The organism is Methanosarcina flavescens, assembly GCF_001304615.2.
GTDB lineage: Archaea > Halobacteriota > Methanosarcinia > Methanosarcinales > Methanosarcinaceae > Methanosarcina > Methanosarcina flavescens.
The window spans coordinates 2551212-2571107 of the sequence record NZ_CP032683.1 but is presented as its reverse complement, the minus strand read 5'-3'; the positions used below and the strand labels follow the sequence as shown (position 1 = coordinate 2571107).

Annotated in this window: 22 protein-coding genes and 1 pseudogene; 11 read left to right on the top strand and 12 right to left on the bottom strand. The window is 43.6% G+C overall.

All coding sequences use genetic code 11. The annotated features are described in order from the left end of the window. Nucleotides 1-66 precede the first annotated feature (66 nt). Nucleotides 67-1200, bottom strand: a complete 1134-nt coding sequence (locus tag AOB57_RS11290) for a Glu/Leu/Phe/Val family dehydrogenase (RefSeq protein WP_226999482.1) — start codon at nt 1198-1200, stop codon at nt 67-69. Nucleotides 1201-1363: 163 nt separating this feature from the next. On the opposite strand from AOB57_RS11290, the gene AOB57_RS11285 reads away from it, so the two are divergent. Beyond that, nucleotides 1364-1564: a hypothetical protein gene (locus tag AOB57_RS11285; protein WP_167829607.1), complete on the top strand. Its 201-nt coding sequence runs from the start codon at nt 1364-1366 to the stop codon at nt 1562-1564. A gap of 31 nt (nt 1565-1595) precedes the next feature. Here the strand turns inward: AOB57_RS11285 and AOB57_RS11280 are convergent, their stop codons facing one another. Further along, nucleotides 1596-1778 carry a hypothetical protein gene (locus AOB57_RS11280; RefSeq protein ID WP_167829606.1) on the bottom strand — a complete coding sequence of 61 codons (183 nt, stop codon included), beginning with the start codon at nt 1776-1778 and terminating at the stop codon, nt 1596-1598. Between AOB57_RS11280 and AOB57_RS11275 the strand changes: the two genes are divergently transcribed. The 3 genes from AOB57_RS11275 to AOB57_RS11265 all read left to right on the top strand — a co-directional run bounded on the left by AOB57_RS11275 (nt 1769) and on the right by AOB57_RS11265 (nt 4355). Continuing rightward, nucleotides 1769-1909 (top strand): hypothetical protein, encoded by a 141-nt coding sequence (locus AOB57_RS11275; RefSeq protein WP_226999481.1) that lies wholly within the window; start codon nt 1769-1771, stop codon nt 1907-1909. The genes AOB57_RS11280 and AOB57_RS11275 overlap by 10 nt on opposite strands. A 271-nt stretch (nt 1910-2180) precedes the next feature. Next, on the top strand, nt 2181-3041 hold the full coding sequence (locus tag AOB57_RS11270; RefSeq protein WP_167829605.1) for a PGF-CTERM sorting domain-containing protein: 861 nt from the start codon (nt 2181-2183) through the stop codon (nt 3039-3041). Between the two features lie 138 nt (nt 3042-3179). Further along, a complete protein-coding gene (locus tag AOB57_RS11265) occupies nt 3180-4355 on the top strand; it encodes a hypothetical protein (protein ID WP_054299320.1) in 1176 nt (391 codons plus the stop codon). A 68-nt stretch (nt 4356-4423) separates the two neighbouring features. Here the strand turns inward: AOB57_RS11265 and AOB57_RS11260 are convergent, their stop codons facing one another. From AOB57_RS11260 to AOB57_RS11255, 3 genes and pseudogenes are all read right to left on the bottom strand, one after another. Beyond that, nucleotides 4424-5101, bottom strand: a complete 678-nt coding sequence (locus AOB57_RS11260) for a rhodanese-like domain-containing protein (RefSeq protein ID WP_082384271.1) — start codon at nt 5099-5101, stop codon at nt 4424-4426. A gap of 509 nt (nt 5102-5610) precedes the next feature. Further along, complete coding sequence (locus AOB57_RS14610) at nt 5611-5766, bottom strand: KUP/HAK/KT family potassium transporter (RefSeq protein WP_226999480.1); 156 nt, start codon at nt 5764-5766, stop codon at nt 5611-5613. A gap of 41 nt (nt 5767-5807) precedes the next feature. Then, nucleotides 5808-6215 (bottom strand): annotated as a pseudogene (locus AOB57_RS11255) (KUP/HAK/KT family potassium transporter). On the opposite strand from AOB57_RS11255, the gene AOB57_RS11250 reads away from it, so the two are divergent. From AOB57_RS11250 to AOB57_RS11240, 3 genes are all read left to right on the top strand, one after another. Beyond that, nucleotides 6186-7595 carry an MATE family efflux transporter gene (locus AOB57_RS11250; RefSeq protein WP_054299322.1) on the top strand — a complete coding sequence of 470 codons (1410 nt, stop codon included), beginning with the start codon at nt 6186-6188 and terminating at the stop codon, nt 7593-7595. The pseudogene AOB57_RS11255 and the gene AOB57_RS11250 overlap by 30 nt on opposite strands. 231 nt (nt 7596-7826) lie before the next feature. Continuing rightward, nucleotides 7827-8285: a MarR family winged helix-turn-helix transcriptional regulator gene (locus tag AOB57_RS11245; protein ID WP_054299323.1), complete on the top strand. Its 459-nt coding sequence runs from the start codon at nt 7827-7829 to the stop codon at nt 8283-8285. Nucleotides 8286-8311: 26 nt separating this feature from the next. Further along, complete coding sequence (locus AOB57_RS11240) at nt 8312-8656, top strand: TrmB family transcriptional regulator (protein WP_054299324.1); 345 nt, start codon at nt 8312-8314, stop codon at nt 8654-8656. Between the two features lie 84 nt (nt 8657-8740). On the opposite strand, the gene AOB57_RS11235 is transcribed toward AOB57_RS11240, so the two are convergent. Then, nucleotides 8741-10855: a beta-glucosidase gene (locus tag AOB57_RS11235; protein ID WP_193726264.1), complete on the bottom strand. Its 2115-nt coding sequence runs from the start codon at nt 10853-10855 to the stop codon at nt 8741-8743. Here AOB57_RS11235 and AOB57_RS11230 point away from each other — a divergent pair. The 3 genes from AOB57_RS11230 to AOB57_RS11220 all read left to right on the top strand — a co-directional run bounded on the left by AOB57_RS11230 (nt 10849) and on the right by AOB57_RS11220 (nt 12619). After that, nucleotides 10849-11067 carry a hypothetical protein gene (locus AOB57_RS11230; RefSeq protein WP_167829604.1) on the top strand — a complete coding sequence of 73 codons (219 nt, stop codon included), beginning with the start codon at nt 10849-10851 and terminating at the stop codon, nt 11065-11067. The genes AOB57_RS11235 and AOB57_RS11230 overlap by 7 nt on opposite strands. Before the next feature lie 173 nt (nt 11068-11240). Next, nucleotides 11241-12029, top strand: coding sequence for a metallophosphoesterase (locus tag AOB57_RS11225; protein ID WP_054299325.1), 789 nt, complete (start codon nt 11241-11243; stop codon nt 12027-12029). 17 nt (nt 12030-12046) lie between these two features. Beyond that, nucleotides 12047-12619 (top strand): hypothetical protein, encoded by a 573-nt coding sequence (locus AOB57_RS11220; protein ID WP_054299326.1) that lies wholly within the window; start codon nt 12047-12049, stop codon nt 12617-12619. A gap of 109 nt (nt 12620-12728) precedes the next feature. Here the strand turns inward: AOB57_RS11220 and AOB57_RS11215 are convergent, their stop codons facing one another. The 6 genes from AOB57_RS11215 to AOB57_RS11200 form a co-directional block, all read right to left on the bottom strand. Next, complete coding sequence (locus AOB57_RS11215; protein WP_082384272.1) at nt 12729-16205, bottom strand: HEAT repeat domain-containing protein; 3477 nt, start codon at nt 16203-16205, stop codon at nt 12729-12731. A gap of 170 nt (nt 16206-16375) precedes the next feature. After that, nucleotides 16376-16669, bottom strand: coding sequence for an alpha/beta fold hydrolase (locus AOB57_RS14605; RefSeq protein WP_226999479.1), 294 nt, complete (start codon nt 16667-16669; stop codon nt 16376-16378). An 89-nt stretch (nt 16670-16758) separates the two neighbouring features. Then, on the bottom strand, nt 16759-17007 hold the full coding sequence (locus AOB57_RS14600; RefSeq protein WP_226999701.1) for an alpha/beta fold hydrolase: 249 nt from the start codon (nt 17005-17007) through the stop codon (nt 16759-16761). Further along, a complete protein-coding gene (locus AOB57_RS14595) occupies nt 17004-17201 on the bottom strand; it encodes an alpha/beta fold hydrolase (RefSeq protein ID WP_226999478.1) in 198 nt (65 codons plus the stop codon). The genes AOB57_RS14600 and AOB57_RS14595 overlap by 4 nt, the downstream gene beginning before the upstream one ends. A gap of 29 nt (nt 17202-17230) precedes the next feature. Next, nucleotides 17231-17650, bottom strand: a complete 420-nt coding sequence (locus AOB57_RS11205) for a RidA family protein (protein WP_054299509.1) — start codon at nt 17648-17650, stop codon at nt 17231-17233. 320 nt (nt 17651-17970) lie between these two features. Next, a complete protein-coding gene (locus AOB57_RS11200; protein ID WP_054299327.1) occupies nt 17971-18537 on the bottom strand; it encodes a flavodoxin family protein in 567 nt (188 codons plus the stop codon). A gap of 255 nt (nt 18538-18792) precedes the next feature. Between AOB57_RS11200 and pta the strand changes: the two genes are divergently transcribed. After that, nucleotides 18793-19794: a phosphate acetyltransferase gene (gene pta, locus AOB57_RS11195; protein WP_054299328.1), complete on the top strand. Its 1002-nt coding sequence runs from the start codon at nt 18793-18795 to the stop codon at nt 19792-19794. Nucleotides 19795-19896 lie beyond the last annotated feature (102 nt).

Sequence of the window (19896 nt, the reverse complement as noted above, 5' to 3'; positions counted from 1 at the left end):
AGCCGAAAAATCCTGAATAACCGGGAACTTAAAAAGTTAAAGGATGAGAATAGAACTACATGGCGGTTACGAAAAATCCGGAGCCGAAGAAAAGGTTGACCACCGCCTGTATTCCATGGCTTGCTTAACTCTTTCTACAGCAAGCTGGACTGCAGCTTCCCTTGGCAGGATTCCTTTCGTTTTTGCAGCTTCCAGCACCAGAGCAGTATTGTTCCTCACTTTCTCTTCAATTGCCTCAAAAGCTGCGGACCGGGTAGCTCCCTGATACTCCGACGCCGCACAGATTACGCCGCCTGCGTTTGCGATAAAGTCCGGGACATAAAGAATACCGGCCTCATAGAGGATTTTTTCAGCCCCTTCGGTGATCGGAATGTTTGCTCCCTCCATAATCAATTTAGTGCTCAGAAGATGGACATTGCTCTCGTTGATTATATCTGGACGGGCTGCCGGAATCCATATGTCGCAAGGGATTGAGATAACTGCATTACTGTCAAGCTTTTCCCCTTCTGGATAGTCAAGTACACTTTTTCCTTCTTTCTTAAGCCTTATAAGGGCATCCACGTCAAGCCCATCCGGGTTGTGAACTGCGCCCCGGGAATCGGCAACTCCTACCAGAACAGCTCCACTATTGGTAAGGAAACGAGCAACGTGCATCCCAACTGCCCCAAAACCCTGAACAACTAAACGAGCTCCATTCAGCTCAAAGTCACAGTATTGAAGCGCTACCTCGGTAGACTTTGCAAGCCCCCAGCCTGTAGCCCCCACTTCATCAAGAGGAATTCCTCCAGCTCCGCAGGGAAGGCCTACTGCCCTTCCGATCTCATCTTTTACGCATGCCATACAGAACTCGTCAGTTCCCATGTCAGGGGCAAAAATGTATTCCTTCGTGTATCGCAGGGCACTGGCAAGCGCTCGAAGTTTCTGGATTTTCTTTTCCTGCGGCATCCGTGGGTCACCATAAATGACAAGTTTACCGCCCCCGAAAGGAACGTCTGCAGCTGCATTCTTAAGGGTCATGGCTCTTGCAAGCCTGAAACATTCTTCAGCACTCACATCAGGAGCCATACGGACTCCTCCAAGAGCAGGTCCCCGGGCGATGTTATCCACTACAAGAATCGCTTTAAGGTCAACTGATGGTTCGTAGATATGGATGATTTTAAATGGTCCAAGTTCATCCGCAAATCTGAACATATCTTCCATTTTAATTTTATCTCCTGTTTTCTCAAGTACCTGAATTTCATTTACTTATGATTTTCTTATTTTTTTAATACTTTACTATATTATTCGTTAAGAAATTACTTACGTTCATTGCCTGTATCTGGAAGACAATACTATAATTAAAGCTAAAAAAGTCTGGGACAGGTTGAATTCTTCGTTTGACCGGATTACGGCAGCACAAGTTGTCCAGTACTTGACCCCTGAGCAAATTGATGCTTTTGTCAATAACGCCTGTAGTCATCTAAATGGAGGAGGCAAGATAATCTTTTTTGACATTTCTGGCTTTTACTGTTCAGATCTAATTGCAAATATTCTCAGGGAGGATTGTAAAAAGTATGTGAGTTAAAATTGAGCCTGAGATTCGTTCTCTGTCAATCTTAAACACTTGTAGGGAAACTTACTGTAGGGGTAAATTTCCTGTCCTTATCCTGGGAATTTTTATTTTCGTGCATTAAAACCAGTCTCTTATGAGAAATTTTTCCATATACCCGGGGCATTGGAAAAATTGCCAGGGTTATCTTCCTTGGAAGTATCGTTATTTTCTTTTCCAATGCCGCCAATTCTATTCTCCGAAGTGAGGACGACTCGAAGCGAACCATGCAGGCTTATGATTGCAGGCGGAATCCTGAATGTCATCCAGGATCCCATATTCATCTATACCCTTAACATGAGAATCAAAAAATATAATTAAAACACGGGAATATCAGGTAAAAAAATAATATTGATATATTAAATTATACGCTTCACCTAAAATTATTGTAACATGTAAGTAAAATTTTGAAGATATTAACAAAAACCTAACAAAAAAGCCGAAAGTAAATTAAACTAAAATGCTCAATATCTGCTGAAAAATATTGATTCAAAGCAAATTTTGTAATAGATCAATATTGAAAATTTTGAAAAAACATTTTCAAAAAGCTATTGTACAGGTAATTTAATACCCCTAAAAGGAGGTATATAAGTTGAAAAAATATTTGCCCATACTAATGATGTCGATTTTTGTTTTTGGGGCTGTATTAACAGGTGCGGTTGCAGGTGCAGCCGACAACCCATTAGTAAATGACACGGCATCAAAGATTTTAAACACGAATGAGTCCGCTGATCAACCCGTAAATGAATCCGCTAATCAATCCGTCAATAAATCTGTTAATCAATCCATCAATCAATCCGCCAATAAATCCATCAATCAATCCGTTAATCAATCCGTGCCCCTGAATGAGACCTGCCTTACCAATGTAACCGAAACTGAAGCAGCAGTCCCTGTGGCAGAACAGAAATTCAGGGTAGGCCCGACAGTCACTCTGAGACCGGTTAATGATGTTATAACTGAAAACGAAGATGGCATTGTTGAACTTTATATTGATAACCCTTCCCTTAATGATGTAACTCTGAATGTAGACGCAAGAATCAGCGTACCTGCTGGAATTCACGTATACGGGCAGGGTTTTGCTCAGACAGGTGCTGCAGGTACAGTCTATGGAATATTTTCCGTGCCTCCTGGAAGCGCCCGAACAATCTACATCAACATTAAAGGAGAGAAAGTAGGTACTTCCACTGTGCACTTCAGCGGCCTGTACTGGCCTGGAGATAACAAAGACGATTACAACCCGATTTCACTCAGCCACCCCTTTATAGTTGAGCAGGCTTCCAAAAATCCCGGAGAAGCCCCCAGCTTTGAGGAGAGCAATCCCGAAGAAGTTTCCAGCTCTGAAGAGAACGGAGGAATAAAAGCCGAAGGAGAAGGCTCAATTAGTGCTCCAGGATTCGGAATATTAATTGCGGCTATAGGACTGTTAGGAGTTTATGCTGCCAAGAGGAAGTAAGTCAGGTTAAAAAAGAATATAAGCACGATTTCAGGAAAAATACATACATTTTTCCTATTTTTAATATTTCAATAAGCTACGAAAAGGCGCCAATAATCTCAAAAAGCCTTTCAACTAAAATTGACCGGATGTATACAGATGGCAGCCCAAAAAGGTGGTGGAATGTCTGAGAGGGCTATTTTAAAAACTCTAATAGTTTGTCTTTTAGTCGGTTGTTTCCTGGTAAGCAACGTTTCGTATGTATATGCGTCAGAGGCTTCAGCAGATTCTAACGAGAACAAAGTGGAGTCTTCAGAAGAAATAATGCAGCCTTCAAGGGAGGCACAGAATTTCGAAGAGCAGCCACAACCCCCAGAAGATACAGACACGCAATCCTCAAAAAACGATGAGACCCAAAATGAAGACGTAGAGCCTTTGGAGAAGGAAGAAAATCAATCCTTTGAGAATACCCAATCAGGGTCTGCTGAGAAAACCAAAACAAATTCCGAGGGAAATCCTGAACCAGAGCCGACTGAAGAAACAAAAACCAATCCCCAGGAAGAACCGGAGTTAGAACCGGCTGAGGAAACCGAAGCAAATTCCCAGGAAATTAAGGAAGCAGTATCATCAGAGAATACGGAAACTCAGCCCTCGGAGGACATGGAAATAGAAATTGATGATACAGGAACGCAAACCTCAGAAGAGACAGAAATTTCAGAGGATACCGAGAGCGAATCTTCGCGTAGTAAAGGAAACTCGTATCATATAGTACGCTCAGAATATACTAAAATTGAGAATAACAACTACATACAATCTGAGCCTGCACGAAAAACGGCTCCAGAAAACACAAAATCAACCGGGAACTCTAAACCTGCACCCCCCTCTGCAAGTGTCAGTCTCCATGGTGAGAAGACCTGGGTTATTGCTGGGGAAGACATTCTGCTCAAACTGTCAGCTGTCAATCTTATCACAAAACCTGCAATGCATGTGCAGGTTATTATTATTCCGCCATCAGGAATGAGTGTTTCTTCCTCGGAGTTTGTCCAGTCGGGTGCAGGTCAGTATACGACAACATATGAACTTGAGCCTGGACAGGGCAGGGATATTGAAGTAAGAATTGAGACTAACCAGCCTGGAGATTTTACTGTCAAAGGCAGAGTAATATATTACTTCGGCGAAGATACTGAGAACGTGGAAGATTATACGCTTGACCTTCCTATACATGTGGAAGAAAAGCCGTATGCTGTGGAAGAAAGCCTGCCCGGATTCAAACTGGCGAGCCTGGTATGCATATTAGTGGCTGTATTTTTCTTAAAAAGACGCTCGTTATTGTGAGAAAATAAAATCAAAGTTGCCTGTCCTGCAGGCAACTGATGAATAAATCAGGTAAGGTCATATAAATATTAGATAAGATCCTTAAGATGAACTGTGGATTCGTGGATCAGGTAATCGGCTTCGGTAGAATTCAACCTGCATTCAGCTTTTGTTTTATTAACGAAAGCACTAAAAGTGCTAATTTTCTTTATAGCTTTAGCATCATTTCCTTTTTGAAGATGACAGAGTATGTTGTTGACTTTTGCGTTGAGGGCAGTTTTAGTTGAGTCATCAGCACAGTCAAGCTCATCCACAAAGCTGCTTACAACGGGGTATCCTGCGTCTATCCAGACTTTGATCCCTTCATTCATGTTATAAACATTGCTGTAACCAGCATCAACCACGACTTTGCTTGCACTGGTGCTTCGTGTCCCGGTTTTACAATAAATAAGTATTTTTGTATTACAATCATCCGGCAACTCATCCGTTCGATTTGCCAGCAGATCTTCATAAGGCAAAATCGGCTCTCCAGGCGGATTCTTGAGGCTCGCGACCGGTATCAATACCCCTCCTTTAATATGCACTGCATTGAATTCATCAGGGGTACGTACATCGAGAATGAAGACATTGCCTTCTTCAATCATATTCCTGGCATCATTAACACTTACATTTGTGTATGTGCAGCCCTCGGCTCCTGCAACACCTGATGCGATTATGAGAAAAGCAAAGAGAATTGCAGCAAGATATGGTAAATACTGCTTATCCAATCAGATCCCTCCATTTTATCCAGTTCTACACACCTGAATTTTGAATTTTTGGATAATTATTCAAAGCGCACTGACGCCCAAACCGGAGTAATTATCCAGAACGAACTATTATTCAGACAGGCTAAATATTATTAAAATCCATAATCAAAAGTAATATCCATAAGTATCGATTATTTGCTTTATTTGCCGATACTACATGAATGTATACATATTAACTAGCATTATTGTACAATTGATTGGTACAAAAAAGCAAGAACCCAAATATGGATCTTAATAAAATAGGGTGTGTTAACTTAGAATATATATTATTATGAATGATTGTTTCGTATAACAGTTTAGTATATAAATCGGCTGTTGTGTCTTTATTTTTACCTGACTGATTCCGATTATACAGTTTGTTCAGATATCTTATCTAATCGATGGGTAATCTTTAGATAGTACTCCATTATATCATCTTTTTTAACTCTATTTAGGGCTGAGGACCCATTGTACTTTTCCATTTTACATTTCTAAGGATTGATGGCTTTAATTATGCCTGGCATATAAAACATTGAAGAGATTCCAAAAAATGCAAGGGATGCAAACCATAAAAACATTATCGGGCCAAATACCCATGTAATCTTTTCTATTCCCTTACTCTGGACTGAAAAAAAGATTAATAGCAATTATACCAGCAATTAAGATCAGAACACTCTGTCCTGTATTCTCAAAACCAGAAACGATGCGTACCCTCAACAGCATTGAGTATGCTTATTGCAGGCGTAATAACGCCGTCTCCAATAAGAAAAGAAATAACGATATAGGCTAATATTGTGACTAAATAAACCTACCTTCCTGCCTGACCTTAAAAGGGAATAAGTATTTCTTTTAAGACAATAGTTCCTCCTTCACCCTTTTTACTAAGGCTCATGGCAAGCCAGGCGTATTCCATAGTCACGATAATGATAAGTGTCCAGATAATTAAAGATAAAACTCCTATTACATGAGTTTCAGTCGGTTTTGTAAGAAGAAAGATAACTGTCAGGATATTAAAGAGAAGAAGCAGAGGAAAAAAGGAGAGCAGTAAAAAAATGAGAGGAGTTTTTTGGTCGAAGAAAAAAGTTTTCTTGTGCATAAAGAGACAACAGAAGGAGTAAATACTCTTCTCGGGGACCCCCAGAAAGCCGTTGTCAAGCTATCAATTCCTATAATAGTTGCAATGTCTGCGCAAACAATATACAGCCTTACAGACACCTTCTGGGTTGCGGGGCTGGGAGCTGATGCTCTGGCTGCTATAGGATTTGCATTTCCTTTTTTCCTTATCCAGATGGCACTTACAAGCGGGTTGGGGGTTGGTGGAGGGTCTGCAATTTCTAGGAGGATCGGAGCCAGAGATAAGACAGGTGTAGATAACGTTGCCCTGCATACCTTTGTGATAATGCTCACCCTGACAGCTGTACTGACCGTGCTTGGATTAGCTTTTGTGGAAGATCTTTTCGTATACAGTGGAGCCGCCGGAAGAACGATAGAGCTCGGAATCAGGTACGCCAGAGTGTTTTTCGGAGGCAGTTTTATATTCTTCTTTACTAATGTTGCAAACTCCATCCTGAGAAGTGAAGGGGATTCAAAAAGGGCTATGCAGTCAATGATTCTTGGCTCAGGCCTGAACGTAATACTCGACCCCATATTTATATATACTCTGGGGTTAGGGATTGCAGGAGCTGCCCTGGCAACCGTCGTCGCTTATGCCAGTTCCGGACTGCTGATGTTTTACTGGTTTTTCATCAAAAAAGATACCTATGTAGCTTTCAAGTTCAGTTCCTTCAAATTCGACGGAGCGATAGTAAAAGATATTTTCAGGGTCGGAATACCCTCCTCAGTTGAGCAGTTAGCCCTGGCGCTGACCGCACTTATAATGAATGTTATAATCGCGGATGTCAGCAGTACGGATGGGGTTGCGGTTTATGCCACAGCCTGGAGAGTGACAGGCATAGCAGTTACGCCCCTGATAGGAATTTCGATCTCCATGGTCTCAATAGGAGGAGCTGCTTTCGGGGAAAAGGACTTTAAAAAAGCCCAGAATGCCCTTTTTTACGCAGTTAAAATCGGATTTCTGGTCGAAGCCGCAATTGCGGTTCTCGTATTCATTTTCGCTCCAGAAATCGCTGCTGTCTTTACACAGACCGAAGACGCTGCCCGAATCGCACCTGAACTTACGAGGCTCCTTAAGATCATGACAGTGTTCTATCCGGCAGTCGCCTTTGGGATGCTTTCCGCTTCTTTCTTCCAGGGAGCAGGAAAAGGCACTAGTGCCCTTATAGCTACGCTTTTGCGCAGCCTGATCATGACCCCTCTCTTTGCCTTAATTTTTGCTTTCGGACTCAACTGGGGGCTTTCTGGCGTCTGGTGGGGGCTTGTTGCGGGGACAGTAATTGGTTCACTGATTACTTTCATCTGGGCACATACATACCTGAAATGTCTAATTCGTACGGATATGAGTTTAAAGAATTGCTAACATTATTGAAGTATTGAACCCTGAATCACAAAGTATAAATATAAATTAGATTGAGTTAGTAAGAAATCAAACAATTGAATAATTGAACAGTAAGAATATGAACGATCAATTTGAAAGATGAGCTGAAAAACAGGCTTAATTTCTTCATTATAAGTTCTGATTTAAAGGTTTATTGAGAAATTCTTTCAATTTAACATCCAAATTAGGAAAAATTTCTGGCTGTGGATATCAATGAAAGAAGAAAGAATAAAAGAAGCAGTAAAACTTCAGTTTGAGATGTTTCATCTGTTTCATAAAAACTTTGCCAGGATCTTCCACCAAACTGGAGACGGCCCTTATAACCTGAATAAAAACCAGAACCGAGCTATCATGATTATCGGGGCAGTAGATAATATTATGCCTACAACCCTGGGAAAGTGCCTTGATCTTCAGAAAGGAAGCCTGACAAGCATGATTGATGCCCTGGAAAAAGAGGGACTTGTCTACAGGAAAGGAGACCCCGGGGACAGGAGGAAAACGCTTATTTCCCTTACTGAAGAGGGGAAAGCTTACAGGGAATGGTTTATGGAGGAACTCGAGAAAAATGCCTCCGAGATCCTCAGAAGGCTGGGTGAAGAGGATATCCTTGCATACCAGGAAAGCCTGAAGACAATGCTTGCAACGCTCAAGAAGCTTGATGAGGCTGCCTGAATAAAAGAATCTTGCGGAGGTCTTCAATGCACATCGAACTTATAAACAAGTTAAAGAAACTGGGGTTTACGGAGAATGAAGCAAAAGTTTATGTCGGACTCCTGAGCTTGAATGAAGCTACAGCAAGGGAAATTCATGAATTTACTCATGTGCCCAGACCAAAGATCTATTCTGTGCTGGAAAGGATGGCAAAAAAGGGATATGTGGAAGTTAAAAAGGGAACTCCTGCCTGTTTCAAAAGCATAGACCCTGAGCAATTGACCGAAAAACTCAAAGCTGAATTTCTCTTCTCCCTAAATGAGACCTTAAAAGAACTTAATTTCACTGGAAACCGGAAGACAGATGCTATAAAGTTAGAATCTGTTCTTTGAAGTGAAATGATGAAAATCCTAGAGGCTGGGGGTTCTGTAAAATCCACATCACCTGTAGTTTCACAAAACAAACCGTATGTAGAATCACCATCCAAAAAAACGCCCCGAAAGGCGGGCTTCCATTTTCTCGATTGGAGCATCGGCTGAACGCGAGAGAGACACAACGTAATTTCCTTCGTTAATGCGCCACTGCTGCTTCCCTACGTCAAAGCACGCAAGCAGGCGCGGATCGGCTGTAATTGTTACCCGTTTTGATTCACCGGGAGAGAGTTGGACACGCTCGAAGCCAAGCAACCGCATGCGCTTCTCAGCGGGTGCATCGGTAAGGTATAGCTGGGGAACGTCCGCACCCGCGTACTTACCGGTGTTGGTGATAGTGAAGCTAGCAGTGATGGTCTCACCGCCACTGACGTTAAGGTCGCTGTAGGCGAAGCTTGTATAGCTCAATCCGTGGCCGAAAGCGAAGAGAGGTTTTTCGTCCTTCTTTGCAAACCATCGATAACCAACTTCTGCACCTTCGTCGTAGCGAATAGTGGTCGGCGTACCCCATGGAGTGCCCAGCCCGGGCAGCTCAGGTCTTGGCGTCTGAGCGAGACTTTTCGGGAAGGTGATCGGCAGGCGACCCGACGGGTTCACCTTACCTGTGAGCACCTCAGCGATCGCCTGGCCGCCCGCTTGCCCGGGATACCAAGCCTGGACAATCGCCTTCACCTTGTCGCGCCACGGCATCGCAACCGGGTTTCCGGTCTCCAGCACAACGATCGTGTTTGGATTGAGGGATGCCACGGTGTCGATTATGGCATCCTGGCCCCATGGCAGCGTCAAATCGGGTAGATCGAAACCCTCACCCTCAACGCGAATCCCGAAGACGATAACAACATCCGAACGACGTGCCAGCAGGGCTGCCTCTGCCGGAGTTTGCCCAGGATCGAACTCAATCTGTGCCCTGGGCAGCAGCTTTTCCAGCTCCGCGAGCGGCGATGAGGGCATTAGGTAAAGGTTGCGCAAGTTCCCCACGATGCCTGGACCGCCGATCGGGATGACGGCTGCATAACCACCCACTGGCAGGACTGCACTCGAACCGGTACCAGTTGGCACACCAAGCTGTGCGTAGCCGCCGATCACTGCTATCTTCAGAGGCTTGTCGGTCGAAAGTGGCAGCACTCCCTGGTTTTTCAGCAGCACGATTCCCTGCCGCGCGGTTTCGAGAGCCACCTCGTTGTGCTTTGCCATGTCTACTTTGGGTGCCGGTCCCCATTTATCAATGCCAATCGTGTAAATCGAGTGAAGAATGCGGCGCACCATATCGAAGAGGCGTTCCTTGGGAAGCTTGCCTTCAGCATAGGCTTTCCTGAGAGGCTCGGTGAATGGCTCGACCTGCCACATCATCATATCCAACTGCACGCCGGATTCCTGGTCGAGCCCCTTGAGGGCGAAGTCCCAGTTTGGAGTCGCTCCCCAGTCGGACATCACCCAGCCCTCATAGCCCCATGCACCCTTGAGCACGTCATTCAGGAGATAGTTGTTGCCGCCGGCGTACTCGCCGTTGATCTTGTTGTAGCCGCTCATGATCGAGCCAGGCTGTGAGCGTTCTATTGCGATCTGGAAGGCGAGCAAGTCAGACTCTCGATGCGCAGCCGGGTCTATGATTGCATCCAGCCAGTGGCGGTTGGTTTCGTTGCAATTGAGCGAATAGTGCTTGAGGGTCGAGATGACGCCCTCTCCCTGGATGCCATTGACAGCCTCCGCGCCGAGGACTGCGCTGAGCAACGGATCCTCGGAGTAGTACTCGAAATTTCGGCCGTTGCGCACGTCTCGGGCGAGATTGACCCCGCCGGCTAACATCACATTAAATCCCCGGATACGCGCCTCACGACCAAGTACCGAGCCGCCCTCACGCGCAAGCTGCGGATTAAAACCCGAGCCGACAACAATGGACGCCGGCAATGCTGTGGCACCCTTGTCTTCGGGCCGGTAGCCTGGATTGGTGACGCCGAGACTCGCATCGCTCATTCGCAGCGCCGGGATGCCGAGCCTCGGCACACCGGGCGTGTAGCCAGCGCTCATGGGGACACCCTCAGGGATTCGTTTGTCTCGCTGAAACAGAGAGGCAGCTCCAAGGATGCTGATGATCATTGAGAACCGCTCGTCGTCAGTCATCTTCTGCTCGGTTTCGAGCGCTTCTTGCGCATATGTCATTTCATATTTCCCTCTTGGTGCTGGCTAACAATGTACCTGTTCTCGATTTTGGAACGTATGTTATAGAACGCTTGCTGGTTTCTGGTTATGCCAACAAAATTTGTAACCCTCAGGGCGTCCAGCAAGGTGGAGCTATGAGACTTGGCGTGGAGTATTATATAAATATGAAAATAATTGATGTTGAGGGTAGCAGAAGAATAAGTCAGGAATAAAAATAGTTGTACCGTTATAAACCTGTAATCATTAATCAATCTTAACAGAATCTACGCAGTCACCTGAAAGCACAATAATAAACAGTAACACAGGATTCCGAAAACTAATTCTGTGACCATTCAGGTTCTGGGATCGGCTATATAGGAGACTTGGCTAAGGGGAGAGCTAAGTTATGATAGGAAAATCAATAATTGCTGTATCCGATGTTCATCTTGGATTGACTATTGGAAAAGATAGACCAGAAGAAGAAAAACATAGGGAAGCTCAGTTCGGAGACTTTTTAGACACCCTGGATTTTAGCAAGATAAGCGACTTTATTCTTCTCGGTGATATACTGGATTTTTGGAGACATGACTACTTAAGCGTCATCGTTGATGAAAAATATTATCTAGATAAGTTTAAAGAACTGAAATGTAAACATACTAACACAAATTTTCATTATATTGTCGGCAATCACGATTATTACCTACTCTGGCTGAACAAAAACGGAGCTGATTATTCTATCGATATAAAAAAATCGGTCAAAATCAGGAGTAAAGATGAAGTGTTTTATTTTATTCATGGATATCAGTTTGAAGTGTTAAGCTGGAGTTTGTATAAATCGCTTGCATTGTATGAAAATTTTTGTGAAGATATGTGCCTGATTGGTGAAGAAGGAAGTCGGTTTGCAGATAATCTGTGGAAATTTTATCTCGAAAAGATAACACGTGCAGTAAAAAGCCCAGGCTCTTTAAAAGGATTTCGAACAGATAAGTTCGAAATTTATAAATTAAAAGAACTTGAGAGAGATTTTGAATCCAGAGAAATTTCATCACATATTACACCACTGACTCTGACAGAGGAAATATCGTGTAAATCCAGAGAACTTCTGTCTCAGATTGAATCTACAGAAAAAGAGCAGAAGCTAAGTGGGCTCTCACCTGAAGAATCATATGCAATAATAAAGGAAATAAGGAAATAGATGAGATAAAAAAACAGGTGAAGGCTTTTGCCGAAAAAGCTCAGAGGTCAAAAGAACTAATTAAAGAACTAGAGTTATCCGAAAGTGATATTAGTCTTCTTGATCCCCCGGAAAAGAGGATAAAACCAAGAGAGGAAAACGTGAGAAACTTGAGGACAGGTATGACGGAATTATCTGAACTGAGGGAAAATATATCCCATCTAATCAAAAAACATCTGGACTCAAGCTCCGAGATACTCAAGAAGATATTCCCTGAACTATATGAAAAGCTCAAGCAATATTATGAATGGATTCGCAATTTTAAAATCTCGAAGGATATTGACTATTTTACTATTAGAGAACTGGTTGAATCGGATGCCAGGAGCTATATGTTTGGAATTAAAAAAGATCAGTACCTCATATATGGTCATACCCATGATGCATATGTTGATAAGATAAAAAAAGTTGCAAATACCGGCTGCTGGGGCGTCCAGGACAATCCTGCAAATAGAAAATTCCTTTATATAGAAATAATTGACGACGATGTTAAGTTAATGAGATTCATCGGTAAGAACGAGGGCTCAGAAGAATGGAAACCTGAAGACTCATAAGTCTCTACCGAGACTATCTTATTTTCAATTATAGGCATATTCTGGGTGCATTAGATCTGGGTGCATTAGATATTTGTCGAATGGAAAAGCAGTAAAAATAAGTAAAACTTCATCTTTCAAATTCAATGACTTTTTTATTTGGTTTCCTGCTACATTTCCTGCTATATTTCCTGCTACATTTCCTGTTATACTTTCCTGCTTTTACTGTCAGCTCCTGCCGAAAAAAATTATCTTGTGGACACTCCCACAAATGGGTCTTTAAGATTTCATTCATCTCGATGCCCTCAAGGATCTCAAAAGCAAGGTTTGCTATGAACTCGTTTTCTAAGTCAAGTAAAGCTTGCAAATGTACTTTGTCCTCTTTAGTACAAATTCTTCGTAGGGCTCCGGCTGCTTCAGCTTTTACAAAGCGGTTCCAGTCGTAAAGGGTGTTTATAAGAGGTTCGATAGCTCTTTTCGGTTTTATCCTGCCGAGAGCTTTTGCGGCAGCAAGCCGGGTAAAATCGTCCGGATCCGCAAGAGCAGAGATAAGCTGATCCACCGAATTTGAGGCTTTAATCCTGCCAAGAGCTTCGGCTGCTCCCGATCTTCCTTCATTGTTTCTATCCATCAGTGCGTCAATAAGGGGTTCTACAGCTTTTCTGGATTTTATTTTTCCAAGGGATTTTGCAGCTTCCTCTTTTACGGAGCCGTTGTCATCAAAAACCAGAACTTCTATAAGGGGCTGCAGGGCTTCTTTTGACCTTATCCGACCCAGGGTTACGGCTGCAAACCTGCGTACAGTTGCATCTCTGGATTTGAGTGCATTGATTAACGGGGAAACCGCCATCTCACAATCAAAAAATGGCAGTGACTCGGCTGCAAGCCTCCTGACTTCATCATCTTCACTATCAAGGGCGCGGATCAGGGACTCAAAAGCTCTTTTGAGCCTGCTTTCCGACAGATTTCGCAGGGCTTTTGCGGCTTCCCTCCGCACAAGCTTATCTTCGTCTTTGATCGCATAATCAATGAAATCAAAGATTCTATCCGATATCCAGTCAGGGATGCCATCAGGATTTATCTTGCCCAGAGCTCTTACTGCCCCCTGCCTTGTAAGATTATTCCCTGACTTAAAAATCCGAATGAGCGGTTCAAAGACTTCCTGTGATTCAAACTGCCCGAGTGCGTTTGCCGCTTCCTTCCTGACAAAACGGTTTTCATCTCCCAGTGCAAAAAGAAGTGGAACAATAGCTTTGCGGACCTTCATTGCGCCCAGGGCTCTTGCAGCTTCCAGTCGGACTAAATGGCTCTCATCATGGAGTTTATTTATCAGAGTTTTAGCAGCCATTTCAGATCCTATTTCCCCTAAGGATTCTGCGGCTGTCTTCCTTACAAACTCATCCTCGTCCCAGAGCGCAGACACAAGGGGATCGAGGGCTCTTTCCGACCCTACCATGCCAAGTCCCTTCGCGGCTTCCCGACGGACAAAGCGGCTCTTATCCCCAAGCATATTGACAAATGTGCCTGATATTTTATCCGATCTTATTTCTCCAAGTGCTTTTGTGGCGATCCAGCGTACAAATTCATCGTCATCTTCCAGGGCATTTATAAACAATTCAACAGCTTTTTCCGATTTCATCTGGCCAAGAGCCTCGGCAGCTCCCATCCGGACAAGCCTGTCTTCTTCCTTAAACGCTTTTATAAGAGCTTCTGCCGCTTCTCTGGAATTTGTCCTGCCAAGCGCACCTATAGCCCCTATACGGACGAAATCATCATTAGCCCCAAGTGCGGAAACAAGGATTTCCAGGGCCTTCTCTGATCCTATCTGCATCAAAGCTTCCACAGCCTGCAGACGGACAGCCCGGTTCTTATCTTCAAACGTACTCCTGAGCAGTTCGATAGCTCTCTCGGACCCTATTATCCCAAGAGACTTTACAGCCTCTATACGCACAGAGTAATCCTTATCTCTTATTGCAGCCTCAAGCGGAGCGAGCGCTATTTCGGACCTTGTTTCCCCAAGCACCTTTGCAGTTTCTCTTTTTACCCCGATGTCCTTATCTTCAAGAGCTCCTAAATTGGCTATGATTCCACAGGTACCCAGCCTCCCCAGGCTTTGAACTGCCCTTACTTTCTCTACGGTGTATTTACTGTCAAATTTCCTGGAAAGCAACTCGCACAGTTTCCCTTTTGTCTTAGCATTGGCTCTCAAAGCACATTTTGAGGCTAAATCTAAGTTTCCGCTTGAGATTATTGAGTTTACAAGTTCTTCTCCTGACTCGACTAACTCCGAGGTAAGCACTATCACGTTTTCCCATTTCGGGTTCCTGAATGTCTTTGAGATGTCCATTCCGCTTTCAAGGCACGCTTTCAGCTTTAACGCCGCAAAATATTCTTGAAAAGACCGATTTATTCCGAACCTTATTTCGGATCTCTTTCTTATAAGGAGCCCGATCCTCAGGCAGGATTGAAGGAACTTTCTGGCTCTTGCTCTTCCAGATCTGCCGCACTCAATCCCTTCTGCCATTTCAAGGGCGTAGTTATACTTACATGAAATCCTGTTCCTGCACTGGAGTTCAAACGACAGATTCATCAGGATATTTTCGATGTCCGTTTTTCCAGTACTCAATTCCTGAGAATCTATTCTTCCACGAGGAATTCTTTTATGATTCGTTCTATCAGGACTTATCTTTAAATGAGGTAGGTTTCGAGATTTGAAAAACTCCTCTCTTAACCTTCTATTTTCAAAAAGCTCAGAAACGAAGGCCTGATAGATTTCCGTATGGCTCGAGGGAACAGAACCTTCAAGGGGAAGGCATTGAATGCCTCCAGCCTTTTCCCTCGTTTCCATATGTACTGTTGAGAGCTTGATCCAGATATAAAGCAGCAGAGGGTTTCTAAGGACTGGTTTCGAATGGATCTCACTCAAACTCCTGGCTGTCAAAAGCTTTGCCTGTCTTTTATTGGGAACATTCTTTGCTATAAACAACCTGATTTTCTCATCGGTTAATTTTTCGAGTTCCGACAGTGCAAATGTACTTTTCAAACTGTCAAAAGGCTCGGGTCTCGAGGCAACAACGTATCTGCAGTCTTCATATTCGGAAATAAAATCAGAAACCTCATCAAAAGGGGAAAACTCATCCGAAGGTGTGAGCAGGTCAAGCCCATCCAAGAGCAGCAGGGCTTTTCCTTCGAGCAATTTCTTAAAATCTGCCTCAGAAATGCCTTTTTCCTTTACTTTCGTCTTTAAGTAGTTGTAGAAAGAACCTTTAACGTAGGAATCAAGTGCGACATAGATTGGGATAAATCCTTCCTTTTTCAGGAGGTACTGCCTGGCATAGACATTACTCAGCCATTTGAGGGTTATCGTCTTTCCCGAGCCTGCATCTCCATAAATTATCAGGTGCCTCTCTTTTTCTACAATTTGTGAGATTTCAAAGTCGTAGGCAAGAGAAACCTTTTCTTCAAAAAGCCTGCGGGTTATTGGCAATATCTCTCTGGCAGATAATTCTACATAATTGCAGATTTTATCCCTATCTTCCAGTATTATGTTTTTCAGGTATTTTTCCAGGTCCCCGTTTAAGCCGCTTTCAGTTACAGATATAGACATAAAGCCCCCACAATTTATAAATGGCATTCCCTATCCTGGTTCTATTCTTTTTATTAGGGGACCCTTTTTATATTTACTGCTATTCAGTATGCATCCGGGAGCTTCTCGAGGTTGTCAGTAGCCGGTTTACAGGTTGCTTAATACACCTGAGATAGAATACGCATGATATGTTATAAAGACTGAGCATCTGGCATGGGCGCATTGAGAAACTCTTCAACCATCGGAACTAGCCAATCAACACGATCAATAAGTGCGACATGAGTGATACCTGGAATCACAGCCAGTCGGGAACGAGATAAACCTGCAAGATCACCTGCCACTCCACCGTCAAGAAGCCGAAACATCTCAACTGCATGTTCGGGGCGAACAATATCGGAATCTCCAATTATGACCAGCGCTGGTGCCTTGATCGACTGAATTTCCTCAGGTAACCAGCCCTTAAAATTCTGATCAAGCTGCTGCATTCTGGCGATAAATCTGGACCAGTTCTCCGGGTTCGGTGCGATCTTCGAATAAACTTTGCGCCATTCTGATCCGGAAAGATTCTCAGGCTTCAGGTTTTTTCTCTCCCGAGCACCTCGGGATAGACACCGTCGTTATTATACGAGGGAGAGGCGACTACGAGTTTGCGCACCAGATCTGGCTGCTTAATAGCAATCTGCAGGGCAATGGTGCTTCCCATGCTATAGCCGAAGAAATCGGCTTTTTCGATACCCAGTTGCCTGAGAAGTGTTATAGTGTCCTCCGCCATCTGTTCGCAGGTCAATGGGCGATCATGTCTGCAGTGTGTCCGTGAGCCTATTGTTCGATCCCGATTACCTGCCTGGTCTTTGCAAAGAACGGGAGAAAATTCCCAAATGAAGTATCGGTCGCCGATAAAGCACCGTGGAGCAAAACCAGCGGTCTGCCAGTGCCGTGGATTTCGTAATACATGTTTAAACCGTTTATCAATGCATAATCGTTCTCGTGGGAAGTTATCTTCCTGCTCTTTGTCACGATGGTTCCCCCTTATCCCCCTTTAATCACTACTGAGGCACAACAGCAATGGCGTCCATTTCCACAAGGAAATCGGGATTTGACAGTCCCGACACAAACATAAAGGTGATGGCAGGCGGATTAGGCCTGTGACCCCATACCTGCTGGAATACCTCAAAACCCGGCTGTAAGGGTTGTCCCTGGACAACATACACGTTCCACTTGATAATGTGCTCCAGTTCAGCGCCAGCAGCTTTCAGTGCTGTTTGCAGGTTGGCTAAAACCTGCTCAGTCTGTTGTCTAATATCGCCTTTTCCAACAATTCTCCCGGAGGCATCAACCGCATCTTGCCCCCCGATGTAAATCGTTTTTACCCCACCGGTTACAACAATCGCGTTAGTAAATGTCGGGTTTTTAGGCAAGCCATCTGGATTTATGTACTGGACCTGTTCCTGAGTTGAATTATTCATCCTTAAAACCCTCCCCATTATCTAATTCCTTTGACCTTCTGCCCTGAGTGAGTCGATAATAAATCATTGTCCCATTATTATAATACAGCATCCTGCAAAAAAGCCACTCCCAGGGAAGAGATTGCAGGCATCTATTAATAAAGGTTTATAAGAAGCTTGAGAATTTATTGCCCATCCCTCGATGAGACCAATTCCGTTATAAATTGAGTTGTTCATCGAGGATTTATTCTCGCCTTTCATGGAAAAAAAGTAAATTTCAGGTTTTTGAGCTGAAATTTAGATAACTATGTTAATTTTTAAATTTATTTATACATAAGTTCTTATTTTTTTCCTATAAGTTCAAGGACATCACATAATTTTTTTGCGGTCTCAAGCACAGTTTGCATTCCAATGTTGTCCTCTTCTACAGGGTTCCAGGTGACTCCTCCAAAGTGGGCATTATCACCAATGACTATCATCCCGTGAATGTGCATCCAGTCATGAATTGATTGAATTGTCTTTTCCTGCCCTCCATTCCTTGAGCCTCCTACTGAAAGGGCTGCTCCGACTTTATTCTTGAGCGCTAGATCTTTACGGCGGAGGAGAACAGAGCGGTCAAAAAGGGCTTTTAGCTGGGCAGGGTAATTTCCCATATACACTGGGGCTGCTACGACTATGCCGTCAGAGCTTCTCATTTTCTCATAAACCTCTTCCATATCGTCATCAATTATACAGGAATCTTTTTCCCTGCAGGCTCCACAGGCTTTACAGGGGCCGATTTCTAAATTGGAGATAAAAACAGTATCGGTCTCAAAACCCCTTTCTTTTGCAACTTTAATGACGGCCTCGATCATTTTCTCACAATTCTGGCCCTTTCGTGGGCTGCCTGAAATTCCCAGTATCTTCATTGAGATCATTCCGGTATTCTTTTATATCAATTTATCATTTATATTCAGTAATATTATCTTAAGTATTGCGTATGTGATATAAAAATAATCCAGATTGTTATATATTTCAGGAAAACGAGTTGTATTTAAAAAATTTGCTGGCAGTCTGAGATATATATTTTTCATTTTTATATATATCACTATACCTTTTACGTAAATTTATATATCAAGACCCAGCTAACTTAAACTACTCTAATTATATAGGAGGTTGGTTGATTGGTAACATTTTTAGAAAAAATCAGTGAAAGAGCAAAGAAACTTAACAAAACAATCGCTTTACCTGAAACTGAAGATATAAGAGTCCTCCAGGCAGCTGCCAAGATCCTCGAAAGAGGTATTGCAAATGTTGTCCTTATCGGTAAGGAGGAGGACATCAAAGCACTCGGAGGAGATCTTGACCTCTCAAAAGCAAAGATTATAGATCCCGAAACTTATGAGAGAAGAGATGAGTATGTTCAGGCTTTTTATGAGCTGAGAAAGCACAAAGGTGTCACCCTCGAAAGCGCAGCTGAAATTATGAAGGATTACGTTTACTTCGCTGTTATGATGGCCAAACTCGGCGAAGTTGACGGTGTCGTATCAGGCGCTGTTCACTCTTCTTCTGACACTCTTAGACCTGCTGTCCAGATCGTTAAAACCGCTCCAGATTCAGCTCTTGCATCTGCTTTTTTCATTATTGCCGTACCTGACTGTGAATATGGATCCGATGGAACGTTCCTCTTCGCTGACTCGGGCATGGTAGAAATGCCAAGCGTAGAAGATCTTGCAAACATTGCCGTAACCTCTGCAAAGACCTTCGAACTTCTGGTTCAGGATACCCCGTATGTCGCAATGCTTTCTTACTCCACCAAGGGAAGCGCTCACAGCAAGCTGACTGAGGCGACAGTCGCTGCAACAAAGCGTGCACAGGAACTTGCCCCTGATATAGCAATTGATGGTGAACTTCAGGTAGACGCAGCAATTGTCCCCAAAGTTGCAGCTTCAAAAGCACCGGGAAGCCCTGTTGCAGGTAAGGCAAATGTCTTTATATTCCCTGACCTTAACGCCGGAAACATCGCATATAAGATTGCCCAGAGGCTTGCAAAGGCTGAAGCTTATGGCCCTATAACCCAGGGACTTGCCAAGCCTATTAATGACCTATCCAGAGGCTGCAGTGACGAAGACATTGTTGGTGCCGTTGCAATTACCTGTGTTCAGGCCGCAGCTCAGGATAAATAACTGCGAATGTTTAACTAGTTGCGAACAATTTAGGAAGCTTTTTATTAACTGTCATATATAATATATTTAACGTAAAATCCTAATGTAGATAGAAGCAATGTA

Excerpts from the sequence above, each read along its gene's own strand:
- AOB57_RS11265 (WP_054299320.1), top strand. The coding sequence starts at position 3,180 with ATGGCAGCCCAAAAAGGTGGTGGAATGTCTGAGAGGGCTATTTTAAAA.
- AOB57_RS11230 (WP_167829604.1), top strand. The coding sequence starts at position 10,849 with ATGTCATTTCATATTTCCCTCTTGGTGCTGGCTAACAATGTACCTGTT.
- AOB57_RS14605 (WP_226999479.1), bottom strand. The coding sequence starts at position 16,669 with ATGCAGCAGCTTGATCAGAATTTTAAGGGCTGGTTACCTGAGGAAATT.
- AOB57_RS11290 (WP_226999482.1), bottom strand. The coding sequence starts at position 1,200 with ATGGAAGATATGTTCAGATTTGCGGATGAACTTGGACCATTTAAAATC.
- AOB57_RS11245 (WP_054299323.1), top strand. The coding sequence starts at position 7,827 with ATGAAAGAAGAAAGAATAAAAGAAGCAGTAAAACTTCAGTTTGAGATG.
- AOB57_RS11275 (WP_226999481.1), top strand. The coding sequence starts at position 1,769 with ATGCCGCCAATTCTATTCTCCGAAGTGAGGACGACTCGAAGCGAACCA.
- AOB57_RS11225 (WP_054299325.1), top strand. The coding sequence starts at position 11,241 with ATGATAGGAAAATCAATAATTGCTGTATCCGATGTTCATCTTGGATTG.
- AOB57_RS11205 (WP_054299509.1), bottom strand. The coding sequence starts at position 17,650 with ATGAATAATTCAACTCAGGAACAGGTCCAGTACATAAATCCAGATGGC.
- AOB57_RS11235 (WP_193726264.1), bottom strand. The coding sequence starts at position 10,855 with ATGACATATGCGCAAGAAGCGCTCGAAACCGAGCAGAAGATGACTGAC.
- AOB57_RS11200 (WP_054299327.1), bottom strand. The coding sequence starts at position 18,537 with ATGAAGATACTGGGAATTTCAGGCAGCCCACGAAAGGGCCAGAATTGT.
- AOB57_RS11240 (WP_054299324.1), top strand. The coding sequence starts at position 8,312 with ATGCACATCGAACTTATAAACAAGTTAAAGAAACTGGGGTTTACGGAG.
- AOB57_RS11215 (WP_082384272.1), bottom strand. The coding sequence starts at position 16,205 with ATGTCTATATCTGTAACTGAAAGCGGCTTAAACGGGGACCTGGAAAAA.